The sequence below is a fragment of the Sporosarcina sp. FA9 genome, assembly GCF_051550205.1.
Classification (GTDB): Bacteria; Bacillota; Bacilli; order Bacillales_A; family Planococcaceae; genus Sporosarcina.
The window spans coordinates 596,425-609,643 of sequence record NZ_CP188819.1 but is presented as its reverse complement, the minus strand read 5'-3'; the positions used below and the strand labels follow the sequence as shown (position 1 = coordinate 609,643).

General features: G+C 37.1%; 15 protein-coding genes and 1 pseudogene. 4 read left to right on the top strand and 12 right to left on the bottom strand.

From position 1 onward, the window contains the following. Positions 1–6 precede the first annotated feature (6 nt). The gene (locus tag ACP8HH_RS02935; RefSeq protein WP_438315632.1) at positions 7–789 is read right to left on the bottom strand and encodes an enoyl-CoA hydratase/isomerase family protein; all 783 of its coding nucleotides are present in this window, start codon (positions 787–789) and stop codon (positions 7–9) included. Between the two features lie 169 nt (positions 790–958). Here ACP8HH_RS02935 and ACP8HH_RS02930 point away from each other — a divergent pair, with 169 nt between their 5' ends. After that, positions 959–1,870, top strand: a complete 912-nt coding sequence (locus ACP8HH_RS02930; protein WP_438315629.1) for a LysR family transcriptional regulator — start codon at positions 959–961, stop codon at positions 1,868–1,870. A 201-nt stretch (positions 1,871–2,071) separates the two neighbouring features. Here the strand turns inward: ACP8HH_RS02930 and ACP8HH_RS02925 are convergent. After that, a pseudogene (locus ACP8HH_RS02925) lies at positions 2,072–2,270 on the bottom strand (IS5/IS1182 family transposase); the annotation flags it as partial. Between the two features lie 289 nt (positions 2,271–2,559). Here ACP8HH_RS02925 and ACP8HH_RS02920 point away from each other — a divergent pair. Both ACP8HH_RS02920 and ACP8HH_RS02915 read left to right on the top strand, forming a co-directional pair. Beyond that, on the top strand, positions 2,560–3,765 hold the full coding sequence (locus ACP8HH_RS02920; protein WP_438315626.1) for an IS256 family transposase: 1,206 nt from the start codon (positions 2,560–2,562) through the stop codon (positions 3,763–3,765). 1,208 nt (positions 3,766–4,973) lie between these two features. Continuing rightward, positions 4,974–5,126, top strand: a complete 153-nt coding sequence (locus ACP8HH_RS02915) for a hypothetical protein (protein ID WP_438315623.1) — start codon at positions 4,974–4,976, stop codon at positions 5,124–5,126. A 240-nt stretch (positions 5,127–5,366) separates the two neighbouring features. Here the strand turns inward: ACP8HH_RS02915 and ACP8HH_RS02910 are convergent, their stop codons facing one another. From ACP8HH_RS02910 to ACP8HH_RS02865, 10 genes are all read right to left on the bottom strand, one after another. Next, positions 5,367–5,411 (bottom strand): SEC-C metal-binding domain-containing protein, encoded by a 45-nt coding sequence (locus ACP8HH_RS02910; protein WP_438318992.1) that lies wholly within the window; start codon positions 5,409–5,411, stop codon positions 5,367–5,369. 39 nt (positions 5,412–5,450) lie between these two features. Then, positions 5,451–6,536: a hypothetical protein gene (locus tag ACP8HH_RS02905; RefSeq protein ID WP_438315620.1), complete on the bottom strand. Its 1,086-nt coding sequence runs from the start codon at positions 6,534–6,536 to the stop codon at positions 5,451–5,453. Positions 6,537–6,615: 79 nt separating this feature from the next. Then, complete coding sequence (locus tag ACP8HH_RS02900; protein WP_438315618.1) at positions 6,616–6,993, bottom strand: hypothetical protein; 378 nt, start codon at positions 6,991–6,993, stop codon at positions 6,616–6,618. A gap of 172 nt (positions 6,994–7,165) precedes the next feature. Continuing rightward, positions 7,166–7,630: an N-acetyltransferase family protein gene (locus ACP8HH_RS02895; protein WP_438315615.1), complete on the bottom strand. Its 465-nt coding sequence runs from the start codon at positions 7,628–7,630 to the stop codon at positions 7,166–7,168. Then, a complete protein-coding gene (locus tag ACP8HH_RS02890) occupies positions 7,620–7,829 on the bottom strand; it encodes a hypothetical protein (RefSeq protein ID WP_438315613.1) in 210 nt (69 codons plus the stop codon). Before ACP8HH_RS02890 ends, ACP8HH_RS02895 begins: the two co-directional genes overlap by 11 nt. Positions 7,830–7,918: 89 nt before the next feature. Continuing rightward, positions 7,919–8,314, bottom strand: a complete 396-nt coding sequence (locus ACP8HH_RS02885; protein WP_438315610.1) for a VOC family protein — start codon at positions 8,312–8,314, stop codon at positions 7,919–7,921. Between the two features lie 57 nt (positions 8,315–8,371). After that, positions 8,372–8,809 (bottom strand): GNAT family N-acetyltransferase, encoded by a 438-nt coding sequence (locus tag ACP8HH_RS02880; RefSeq protein ID WP_438315607.1) that lies wholly within the window; start codon positions 8,807–8,809, stop codon positions 8,372–8,374. Positions 8,810–8,840: 31 nt separating this feature from the next. Then, complete coding sequence (locus tag ACP8HH_RS02875; RefSeq protein WP_438315604.1) at positions 8,841–9,635, bottom strand: GNAT family N-acetyltransferase; 795 nt, start codon at positions 9,633–9,635, stop codon at positions 8,841–8,843. Positions 9,636–9,656: 21 nt separating this feature from the next. After that, positions 9,657–10,592, bottom strand: coding sequence for a phosphotransferase (locus ACP8HH_RS02870; RefSeq protein WP_438315601.1), 936 nt, complete (start codon positions 10,590–10,592; stop codon positions 9,657–9,659). A gap of 78 nt (positions 10,593–10,670) precedes the next feature. After that, complete coding sequence (locus tag ACP8HH_RS02865; protein WP_438315599.1) at positions 10,671–11,300, bottom strand: class I SAM-dependent methyltransferase; 630 nt, start codon at positions 11,298–11,300, stop codon at positions 10,671–10,673. Positions 11,301–11,619: 319 nt separating this feature from the next. Here ACP8HH_RS02865 and ACP8HH_RS02860 point away from each other — a divergent pair, with 319 nt between their 5' ends. After that, the gene (locus ACP8HH_RS02860) at positions 11,620–13,209 is read left to right on the top strand and encodes a spore germination protein (protein ID WP_438315596.1); all 1,590 of its coding nucleotides are present in this window, start codon (positions 11,620–11,622) and stop codon (positions 13,207–13,209) included. The last annotated feature ends 10 nt before the right edge of the window (positions 13,210–13,219 follow it).

Here is a 13,219-nt window from a genome sequence, read left to right as displayed (position 1 = left end):
TGCCTCCTATTTTAAAGCATCACCCATAATTTTATTGGTGTCAGGATGTGAAAATGCTCTGCCAAAGTAATCAACGCCATTTTGTATTGATTGATTTAAACCAGCATTATCTAACCATCTATTAATTAATTGTTTTTGCAACATAACTGAGTAACTAGGATTTACAGTAATCTTTAAGGTATACTCCATTGTCTTTTCCATTAGTTCCGAATGTTCTACTACATGATTTACTAATCCTATTTCAATGGCCGTTTTACTATCAATAACATCGCCTGTTAGTAATAACTCTCTTGTTTTATTTAAACCAATTATAAAAGGGAACAATGCCGCCTCTATAACAGAAGGTATCCCAATTTTAACTTCTTGCATCCCGAATGATGCCTCTTTGGAACAAATTGTTAAATCACAGGATATAGCCAATTCTAGTCCCGCTCCAAAACAATAACCATTAACTGCAGCAATAACGGGTTTATTTAAATTCCTTATGGTATTAATTAATTCATGTAGATTAGAAATAAATTTAATACTAGATTCTGTGGATAAATTTTTCATTTCGCTAATATCTGCACCAACAATGAAACTTTTTTCAACACCTGTTAAAATAATTCCTTTAACCTTTTCATTATCTTCTAATCTTTTCAATTCAACTTTCAATGCTTCAATCATCTCTGTGTTTAACGCATTAAGTTTTTCTGGCCTGTTAATTTTTAAAATAGCAACTTCATCTACAAACTCTGTTATTAATAAAGCCTTTTTTTCTACTGTCGACAATTCCGTGTTTTTACTCAAAATAGAACCCTCCAAATAGTGTGAAATTATTAAATATTCCGTTTGAATAATTGTAGCATACATTTATTATAAGTATTTTGGTTTTATTTTATATTTTTATTGATATAATACATAATATCCCCTGTTTAATATAATGATTTGTTCTCAACAGAGAAAGGAGGCATTTATAATGGATTTAAATCAAATTAGAATCTTCAATAAAATATGTGAAACCCGGAGTTTTTCTAATGCGGCAAAAGAGTTATTCATTACACAACCTACAGTTAGTATTCATTTAAAAAATCTTGAAGAACTACTGGGGGTTCAACTATTCAATAGAAAAAATAAATCTCAGGAACTTTTAACAGAAGCAGGAATTCTACTTTACAGTTACACAAGTGGAATTACCCCTCTCATTCATGAAGCAGAAAGAGCAATCAATGAGTATAGAGAAGGTCATAAAGGCGTGCTCTCATTATCCACATCACCTACCGTACTAAATTGGTTTATAATAGATATTTTAAAAGATTTTAAAGAAAATTATCCTTCTGTAGATATTGTTTTACATTCTTCCTTTAGCCCAAAAACTATAGATATGGTAATTAACAGAGACGTCCATTTCGGAATCATTAGACACTCACACGAAACTTATTCTAATTCATTAATAGAATGTGAATGCATTGCTTCAGATATATCAGTTCTAATATGTTCACCCAATCACAAATTGGCCGAAAATAACAGTGTATATCTGGACGATATTAAAAACGAAGAGTTCTTAGTTTATGCGAAAAATACAAGTTACTGGGAACAAATAAGTGAATACTTTACTATTAACTCCTTTTATCCAAAGATAGGTATGGAACTTTACGACATTTTTGCTATAAAGAAAATGGTGAGCCTTGGTATGGGAATCGCAATCGTTCCACAGACTGCAGTAAGGCAAGATATAGATGAAGGTAAGTATATTGAAATTCAAATTAAAGACTTTCCTACAATAAAAAGATATTCTTTATTGATATATAGAAAGGACCATATTTTTAGTGGTCCCAGTAAGAACTTTTATGATACTATTTTGAATAATAAATTTTTTATTGACTTATGAAGATACACTGTAAACTATATAGTCATTACTTGATTTACTTGTAGTTTATATACAAGTTAGGCAGGCGGGATAGCCGTAGAATGTTTGAAAACCATACCTTTTAGTAAAGAAGCCACTGAAAAACTTAAGAGTGTGTGTTAAATCAAAAAGAGCCAATTCGTTCGATTTTGAACGAATTGGCTCTTTTTCCCTTGCTATTTCTTACTCTATATCCTTCATTAACGTTATAATCCGTTTGAGATTGACCTCAAATATAGCCATTGCCCCTTGTATCTGCATGGCAAATAGAGACGAGGATGTGGCCACATCGTACCCGTGCCTTTGCTCCAATTTTATAGCGTGATTTCGCCTTCTCATTAAACTCATCACTATCTTGAAATACTTCTTGATCTTTATGTTCGTAGGTGGACATTCTGGTTTTAGCACACTCCGCTGAATGTAGCGGAAGGTGGCGACCCCTATGGGATTAGCGCGGGACAAGTAAAAGACCCCGCAGTGGAGCGCTAGCAACCGAGGAGGCTCACCGCCCGCCCCGTGGAAAGCGCACACTTGGAGCGGAAATCAACAGATTTTAGAAAAAACGACTTTAAGAGGTAGAGTCCATATAATTGTGTAAATAGGAAAAGGCATTTTCCATTCCTTATGTTAAAATGTTTTCAACGACGATAAACATTTAGGAGGAATGGAAAATGACCTTACTTAATTTTACTATAGATATGGATAATTTAAAAGATACAGTTATGAATTCAAATATGGAATCAGTTGTCAAATCAACAATTATTTTAGTATTGAATGAGTATATGGAAAAAGAACGTGACGACTATTTAAAAGCAGGATCCTATGAAAGATCTGAGGACCGCGTTGACTATCGTAACGGCTATTACGAAAGGGATTATACGATTAGCGTCGGTCGAATCACGTTAAAGGTACCGCGCACAAGGCAAGGTGAGTTCTCCCCTTCTGTTTTTGAACGGTACGCTCGCTGTGAACAAGCTTTAGTATTATCTATGCTCGAGATGGTTGTAAATGGCGTCTCGACTCGCAAGGTAACCAACATTGTGGAACAGCTTTGTGGAGAAAGTGTTTCTAAATCATTCGTTTCATCCTTAACTGCCAAGTTGGATCCAATCGTGAAAGAGTGGGCTGAGCGGCCTTTAAATACAACTTATTATCCTTATCTTTTTTTGGATGCAATGTACATTAAAGTACGTGAACACCATCGTGTTGTATCGAAAGCAGTTTACATCGCGATTGCGATTAACGAGGCTGGATACAGGGAAATTCTAGGTATGAAAGTGGATCATAACGAGAGTTATGAAAGCTGGGCTAACTTCTTACAGAGCCTTATCTCTAGGGGCTTACAGTCTCCAAAACTGGTCACTTCAGATGCGCATAAAGGCTTGAAAAAAGCAATCCAAGAAAAGTTTTTAGGAACGGCTTGGCAACGTTGTACTGTTCATTTCAGAAGGAATATTGCAGATTGTTTTCCGAAAAAAGATTGTGATGAAGCTAGAAGTCTTTTAAACAGTATTTTTGCTGCAGAAGATGTAGACACTATTCGCCGACTGAAAGATTTGTTTTTCGATAAATTTTCAGAGGAAAAGCGATTTGAAAAAGCACTTACCATACTAGATGAGGGATTCGACGACGCGATACAAAACCTTAATTTTCCGTTAAGACATCGTAAATTTATTCGTTCTACAAATCATTTAGAACGTCTTAACCAAGAGGTGCGTCGACGTGAACAAGTTATCAGGATTTTCCCAAATACCCAATCGGCTTTTCGTTTAATTGGGGCAGTTTTAATGAGTTATACAAAGGGAAACAAAGGGTGGGAAAGAAATGTTTTCGGTCAATCTGCCGGTTCCCAAAAACAGCAGGACGCACAAGTATGACGAGTAGCGACTTGACATGGAGCCTCTGCGGGCATAATCATCCAGCCTAAAGAGCCGGCTTTTTTAAAAAAGTCGGCTCTGCCCAGACAGGCTATCATGCCCGCCACTCCAAGTAAAGTCGCGAGTTAGTTAGCCATCGCGTGAATTCTATACACGAAGTGAAAAGTTGAAAACACGATTAAGGGAAAGTACACAAGACTATGGACTTGACTCTTTAAGAGGACTTTTTCAATGGCCTCATCAGTAAAAGGTATGGTTTTTATTGTAAAAAGTCTATATCCTCTTTAATATCTTACTGCTTATGGAAACACTATAGTTTTTGTAAAGTAACAAGTCTTCTCACAAGACTATTTTATTAAATAATATTTGAAGGCAATTTAATTAGATTAGAAGATTTATGTACTATTGGAAATTTCCATTCCTTAAAACAATAAAACATTTACTCAACATAGCTATCTGAATAACGCGAGGTTTAGACAGCTAGTAGGTATATATAATGACTAAAAGTATACGAAACTATAGAATCACCAATATATAAAGTTTAACCATAAACAATTAAAATATACCTAGTATTTTAGAAAGTTTATAGGATAGTGTATTTAGACTATTAAATTTACTTCCAACAAAAATGAAATGCTAGGGGTGTATATGACAAAAGACAATCTCAAAATCGAAATATGAGAAGGCGCACCAGAACAATATAAAATTCACGACGTGTTAGATAGTCCGGATGATAACGGACCAAGCGTATTGTCCCTAATTCATGATATGTCAGTGGATGAAGCAGGTCATATTGTGAGGGGGTATATGTCGAGATAGGAAAATGAGGAAGTGATTTTCGACAACGAACTTGAAGCATTTACACTTCCATCTCATGAAGCCGCAGTCCCATTAGCAAATCGACTCCCTAAACTAACAGCGATTGAGCTGTGAATGATTCAAAAAGGAAATTCTTTTGTATGGGAGCAACAGAATCCTCCAATTCTCAATTAAAGCTCGTCTAAACAGTTTGACGACGTTGGTAAAGAAGATGTCACTACGGGTACAGTTGGCTGTCTATAATACTAAATCAATTAAAGGCGTTAAAAAATGTTCAAGAATACATTGTAAATGGAAAAACGGTTAAAGACATTCTAGCCTTTGAATACGCGAACTACAAACAAATTTGGAGAGTTGAAGGAAATATAGTAACATTTTGGAACAATGCGATGTCAATAGTGGAAACGGTACCGTTTGAAATGCGTGTTCCTCGGCTCTTTAAGTGGAAAGTTGTAAATCATAAAATTACAGCTATCAATTCGGTAACAATGATGCTCAATCCAGGTTTAGCAGAAGCTTATTTTAAGTACAGCTACGAGTGAACATATTTGATAATGAGTGAGGAAAGGTCAGAACTTCTTCCGATTGAATATGTACATACCTATACGATCCTTTATACTTACAAATCCCCCGCACTCCGAAAATGGATTGCGAGGGGATTATTTGTAGTGGGAACATTTATGAAGTAGATTGGTTAACTGCCTGTGATTTACATCGTAATCAGACTAGTGTTTGAATTGTGCGGTGCACGGCGCATTTCACTATTTCCCGCAACACTTCTTTTACTTTTTTTCACTTCCACACACACAAGGTTCATTTCGACCTATTTTCTCTACTGTGATTGTCTCTTGTTTTCCATAAAATAATTAATTTTCAAGTAGTGATTGCCCCATTGCTTTTTCCGTACGCTTTTCCCCCTTAGTCCATGATGCTTTCCACTTTTCCATCTTCGGGTGATCAATGCCCATGACGCTATGGAATCCGTAACCTAGTTCCATTGAATCGACAAACATACTATCATCACCCGACCCCAAATACTCTTGAATTGGCTGGACTGCTGTCTCTGTAAAATGGAAACCAAGTGATTCCACAATTCGGGAAAGATGATTGATTTCAAATGAATTTTTATAGATCTGATACAATTTCAGTAAGCCTTTTTCGGCTTCAGTCGTTTTAATCGTCCCTAATAAGCTCATCGAATGAATTGCATACCCGTCCATTTCTAACAAATACGGCATAGCAGCAAGCGCAGCCTCGTCATTCTGATAAGCAATCAATGTCTTTTCAACCATTTCCAATAAATAATCTTCATCACGTTCAAACAGTCCCGCAATTCTTGGTAAATAACGATTATCTTTTAATAAACCAAGCATATACACTGTATAGATTCCTTCATATGTAAAGTAAGGTGCTTCTTCATAAGATGCAAAAACCGGTTCAATTTCCTCAATTGTAATCCATTTCTTCTCAACAATCGTTTTTGCGAATTTTAATGCTAAGAAATCGAGGGAGCTATCGAAACTTTGCTTTTCCTCGGCTCCCAAAATAATTTTCTTGTATTTTCCAATGACTTCTTCTTTTGATCCTTTTGCCAATAGCTCATAAAGGGACCAATTTTCCGGGGTGAAAATCTCTTGCAATTCATCAGAAAAGGCCTCCATTTGCTCTGGCTCTAAATGGGCTAGTAATTTGATATACTGGTCTCTAAAACGTTTTTCCGATTTCCGGTACAAATCAAGCAGAAGCCGAATCGCCTTTTCATCGTATGTTGCATTATCCATTCCGTAAATAATGTTTAGCGTTTGCTTGGGGGATGAATGAACCATCTCAAGCAATCGTTGCGCCCATGACACGGGCCATTCAGGATAATTCTCAATCGCATGCATAATATACCTTTGAATAATTTCATCTTCACTTGTTAAATATTTATCGATTGTTTCAATAAACTTCAATTCATACACCCCATTAATTATTTTCTTATAAAAAATAAACGCCTATCCCTTGTCCGTTGGGAATAGCGTTTCGGGTGGCCTAGACGATTCTTCTTGAATCGATTAGTTTGGCTTCTTGTTCAATTGAACGCAATGAAAGACGCTCCAAAATTCGCTCTTGTCTCACTTGCCCATCTGCCAATTGCTTTAGTATTTCACTGTGCAGTGTTTGTTCTACTTTGATTGAGGCAACTTCTCCGTGCAATTTATGAAAATCCATCGTTAAAACTTCTTGCTTTGCATCTGTTTCTTCTTGTCTATCGTAAATCGCACGAATCATTTCCGTATTTTCATTGAGTTGGGATTTCATTACTTGCTGTTCATTTTTAATGTCTTGAATATCTGTTTTCATATGCCCGATGTCAGTTTTCACATCTTTTAATTCGTATAAAATTTGTTGCAATATCTTTTCACTCACCACAGCTGCCCCTTTCTTATTTATATATATGTTGTTCAAAAACTTCATTTAATTATACCATATTTCCAGTAAATCCGACAGAAAAAAACGTCTACGCGCTACACACCCCATAGGACAGGACAGGACAGGACTGCAACCAACCATTACCAGATGAAGCCCAACAGCTCCTGGATTAAAGATGCAATTTGAGTCCCTCATGAGATGCTTTAAAACCCAATTGCTCATAAAAGTGCAATGCTTCTGCTCGTTTTTTATCGGTCGTTAACTGAACGATATGGCAACCGCGCTCTTTAGATCTCTGAACTGCATACTCAATTAATTTGCTTCCAATCCCTTTTCCCCGCGCCGCCCGTGCGATTCGAACACCTTCAATTGTTGCTCTCCACCCACCTTGACGTGTTAAATGTGGAGTAAACGTTATTTGTTGAACACCAACAATTTCATCCCCATAACACGCAACGACTAATTCATTATTGGGATCAGACTCAATCGACTTAAATGCGTTCAAATAAGACTCCGGAAGTGGCTGTTCATATCGCTCTCGAGTACTGCCCAATACATCATCCGCAAGCATTTGTACAATGTAATCCAGATCTTTTTCCAGTGCTTGTCTAAAAGTGACTTTGTTACTCTCCATTGGATAAACCTCCTTTTTCAGCAGATTCCCGTATACCACACAAAAATTCTACAGAATGAGCATATTGGATCGAAAAAACAGCTTCATATTTTTTATCCGCACCTTTTGAATGGATATCCGACAGTTCAAGCATTATATCCGCACATTTTGAACGGATATCCGACAGTTCGAGCGTTATATCCGCACATTTTACATACATATCCGCGAAACATGACTTTATACTCACACTAAAAGGATCTAACTTAACTATTTTCGGATAATCACACACCTAATTTAATATAGAAGAAGTTAAGGGGCCACCAGTTCCACTTTAATCCGATCGGGATCTTCAAAAAAGACAGCATAATAGTCCTTCCCGCCAGCGTAAGGATGCTTGTCTGCATAGAGAATCCCAATTCCCTTATCTCTTAATTTCTGGGTCACATCGTCAACATGTTCGCGTGAAACCGCATGAAACGCTAAATGGTTAAGACCTACCCGACACCTATGATAAGGTACGTCCAGAAACCTTTCCTCCGCTTGGACAAAAACGATATACGTTTCTCCCAGTCGCCAACTTTTTCCGCCTTCCCACTTTTGAAAATCCGAATAACCCAATTCCTTTAAAAACCAACTCCAAAAATCAACGGTATTCTTTAAATTAGAAACATAAATTTCAATATGATGAATTAGTCCTTTTGACAATCTGTTTCCTCCTCCCCTTTGCATTTTGTACACGGTTCTCGTACGTGTGCAAGCAACTTATACGTCCCTACTTAAGAACATTAATCTTTCTATTTCCATAAACCCATTCTTCTTATAAAATGCCTCCGCCGGAATCCCTCTATCAGTTAATAACGATAGATTGCTTACTTTTTCTGAATCAAGTTTCTTCAATAAATAGTTCAAAAGGATTGATCCGATCCCAGTTTTTTGTATCTCGGTACTGACGCACATTTCATTAATAAAGAATTCATTTCCACTCCACCAAACCTTATGAGCACCGAAAATAAATCCAATGATCACTTCCTCTTTGACAGCAAGAATCCCCATAAATCCAGGAGTATTCGTATAGTCAAGTAAATATTGCTTGGCTACTCCTTCAGACCAATTATCATTCCATGGTTCTTCATTAAAGACGTTAATAAATAATCTTGTACATTTCAAAAGGTCATTTTCTTCAAATAATCTAATATCCATTCTTAAAATTCACTCATCTCAATTAATTATTTCATTTGAAACTCCACATGCACCATTTACCGATATCTACAAAACCCATACGCTTATAGATGGATCCCGCTGCCGGATTGTCGTAGAAAAGACAGAGCATCTTCCCCTCACTCAGCAATTCTGCACAAAGTACGGACATGCAAAATGAAGCGAATCCCTTTTTCTCGTATCCAGACAAAGTGCCAACACCAACAATCATGGCGGACTGGCTGTTTTCCGCTGTACTCGATGCGGAACTTATTATACGGCCTGCTTCTTCAATGAAATACGTACGCGCCGATCCATTGCTGAGTGTCTCACGTTTCCGTTCAACACTGAATGTACTCGTAGCAAATTCGGGTATTCCATACATTTGATCGATGATTCTTCCTGCGTCATCAGGTGTCGATTTTTTCACCTCAATCTGCGCAGGAACTTCTTGCAATTCATTCGCATGTTCACATTTAGCATAATAAAGCACACGTGGATTTGACGGTTTTATCGTCAAATACGGTTCCAATTTAAGCACAATCTGCTCGATTCCTGAAATGAATTCATATGTTTCATCCCGATTGATAATATCCGCAAACCCTTTTGCATCGAATTCTCCCGGTGCATACACGATGAAATTGCTATCATACTTTAATAGAACACCTCGCATTTCACCGTCCTTAGTGAAATCGCCCCATAGTTTCTGTATCGTATTTGTAAATCCGTACGCTTCGATATCCCCAATAATGAACAAATTTTCCGCAGGCATTACAGAAACGAAATCCATCGTCTGCTTATGATCTTTTTCCACTAATATTCGAATCATTTCAATCATTCCTTTGTTAGTTTAGTCTTCAAGACAATAGCTTGATGAGTCCAGCACAATCTCGATTAAGCCCTCAAAAAGGATCCGTTGAGACGGATTAGCCCAATCTTCTTCTACATCCGCCATCAGCCACATCACTTCATCTAAAAAAACGTGTTCCACTGCTTTTTTCCAATAGACTATCTCCATATCCGTCAGTTTGACCGACTTTTTATAACCTTGCAGGAATAAGCGCCACTCCTCAGGTGTAAATGGTGTATCCGGAGCTGTTGTTAATTCATTATGAAACAGAAGTAAGGCCAATGCTAGATCAAATATTCTAGGAATCCATGCAGCATTATCTGGATCTATTAAATACGGTTTCGGCGTATAGATTAAATTATTTGCCTTGAAATCATGTGGCGTTGTTATATACGTCAACCCACAATTTTGCAGCTCTTCTTGTTGAGCTACGAATTGCAATAGCTTCTCTTTCAGACGGCCGTTATCAATTTTAAAAGGATAGGGAGATGCATTTACCTCTATCTTTTTAACACTTTCGGTCACTTCTTCTACGTTGAAATCGAAAACATTATACTCTTCTAGTTCAAATATATTTTCAGTATGCGAAAGAGCATGTATTTTCCCTAGAAGTTCCCCTGCCTCTATAATTTCCTTTTCTTTCCCTGAATAGGTCAACCCTTCGATAAAAGGATAGACAACGTATGTATGATCGCCAATCGTTTGAGGATTAGCCATAGTTAATTTTGTGGGTGTTACGATATTAATTCCATTTTCTTTCAAAGTAGCCGTATACTTCATTAATCTTAAAGCCTGTTCAATAGGATGTTGTGTCTTCTTAACAATTAGCTCTTTTTCTACACCTCTTACCCGATAAACCGGTGAAAAAGGATAAATACTCACTGGCTCCTCTTCTGTGTGAAAACCAAATTGCTTTAGTACGTTCATTCCGCTCATTATTTTTCCTCCATAACAGTTCCTTCTTTTATACGAATGGCACTGTTCTAGAAATATGAACAGTGCCATTATAGAAGGTTATTGCCTTGTAATTACGAATACGCCTCCGCAATGAGATACAGGATGAAATTCACAGTTGCAACTATTTTTGAGCGATGAACTAATTTCATCAGCCACAAAATAAAACTCATCTTCATCCCAATAATCAATGCTATTTGTTCTGCAGATTTCTAGTTCCCCTCGCGTTTGAAAAGCAATATCTCCGATGAAAATCTTTCCATCTTCTGATAGTAAAGGTAGTAATTTATGAATGAAACTCACTTTATCTTCATCTGATAAATGGTGAAGTGCATACGTACTTATAATCGAATCATATGTTTTCTCTTGAACAGATTCCGGTAAACCGTTTGAAATGTCCCATTCATTCAAGTTTGCCATTGGCATTTTAGACTCCGCGATGGCAATCATCTCTGCCGAGAAGTCTATACCATCAATGCGATGTCCATTTTCATATAATCTACTTGTTAGAATACCTGTTCCAAACCCTATATCTAAGATTGTAGATTGCCTTTTTTGCATGACTTCGTTAAAAATAGAATTCAACACTTTTTTGTATCCGGCAAATGGATACAAATTATTTTCCTCACTTACTTGTACCGTTTGATCATAATCATTTGCCCACAGGTCAAATCCTTGTTTGTTTAGCATAAATGCTCCCCCTAATAATTGGACGAGCAATAGGGTATTCTTTTCAAATAAAAAAATTTACCAAATTAATCGTCCATCTTATTCTCTAATATCTTATGATTTTTAGTAGTAATCGTGTTTTCCATCGCAAACGCCACCTTTCATAGTTACTCCAATATTATCATAATTCTATGTACTTCACCGGTTTTAAAAAAACGTATGAAAAAAAGAGAAATAGCTCATGCTGAATACTATAAAAGAGGCATTACCCTTCGAATAATAGGATTCAAATTGGATGAATTTAATTGTATTCTTAAGTAAGAAATGAGGGAGGGAAAGTATGCGTTTTTTTAAAAAGAAAAATATAAATAAAACAAATACCGCTGTTCCCTCAGAAAATCAGAAAGACGGATTGAAAGCAAGCCTCGAGGAAAATTTACAAATATTAAAAGATACGCTTGGAAAAAGTACGGATATTGTTTTTCGGGAAATTCGAATTGGCAAAGAGGGAAACCTAAAAGCGGGCATTATATACACTGATGGATTAACGAATACAATTTCGTTACAAGAATCCATTTTAGAAAAACTTATGTTGGATAGTAAAGATATTGAATTACAGGAAAAGTTGGCAACAGGACAAAGTATGAGCAGCATTTTAAAAGATTTTTTAATGACAGTAGGTGAAATTAAAGATTGCACAACTTTTGAAGCGCTATACACCAGCCTTTTGTCGGGTGACACAATAATACTAATCGATGCCAGTGCACAAGGGTTAATCATTTCCAATAAGTACTGGATTGAGCGCGGGGTAACGGAACCTATGGCCCAAACGGTAGTGAGAGGACCCCGTGAAGGATTTTCTGAAAACTTGCGTGTAAACACGGCATTAGTTCGTCGGAAACTCAAAGATCCCAACCTTTGGATGGAGTCAAAGATAGTTGGAACACGGACGAAAACGAATATTGCGGTGATGTACATCAATGGTATAGCAGATGAGAAAATAGTGAAAGAAGTCCATTCACGTTTGGATAATATAGATATTGATGGAATTCTTGATAGTGGAAATATCGAAGAATTGATTGAAGATGCACCGCTTTCACCTTTCCCCACTATTTACAATACAGAGCGTCCAGATGCAGTAGCGGCTGCATTATTAGAAGGAAGAATAGCCATCTTGGTAGATGGAACGCCTTTTGTACTGATTGTTCCCGCGTTGTTCATACAATTTTTTCAGTCTTCTGAGGATTATTATCAACGCGCGGATATTGCGAGTTTTATTCGACTCCTTCGTTTCGGTTCTTTTGGCATTTCTTTGCTGGCACCAGCGCTGTTTATAGCAATCACAACTTTTCATCAGACAATGTTACCGCCTGCACTGCTCATTAGTCTGGCAGCCCAACGAGAAGGTGTCCCATTTCCTGCATTTATTGAAGCAGTACTAATGGAAATGACCTTTGAAATTTTACGTGAAGCAGGCATAAGGATGCCTCGCTCAATTGGATCTGCCATGTCTATTGTAGGTGCATTCGTCATAGGGACCGCAGCTGTCGAAGCGGGTGTGATCTCTGCTGCGATGGTAATTGTTGTTTCAATAACTGCTATCGCGAGCTTCGTTTCACCCACATATGATTTAGCGATTGCTGTGCGATTACTTCGTTTTGGGTTTATGGGGATAGCCGCTTCATTCGGTTTGTTTGGAATCATGGTAGGAGTAATTACCCTAGTACTGCATTTATGTAGTATTCGATCTTTTGGCATTCCCTACATGTCTCCACTCGCTCCGTTTAATATTTCCGATCAAAAGGACACATTTATTCGATTGCCTAGATGGGCAATGTTTACCCGACCTCGTCTTATCAATCAACAAAATATAGTTAGGCAACAAGATTCAGCTTCTGCAAAACCAAAGCCACCAGAAAACGAGGAGTAAAAAGGAGCCT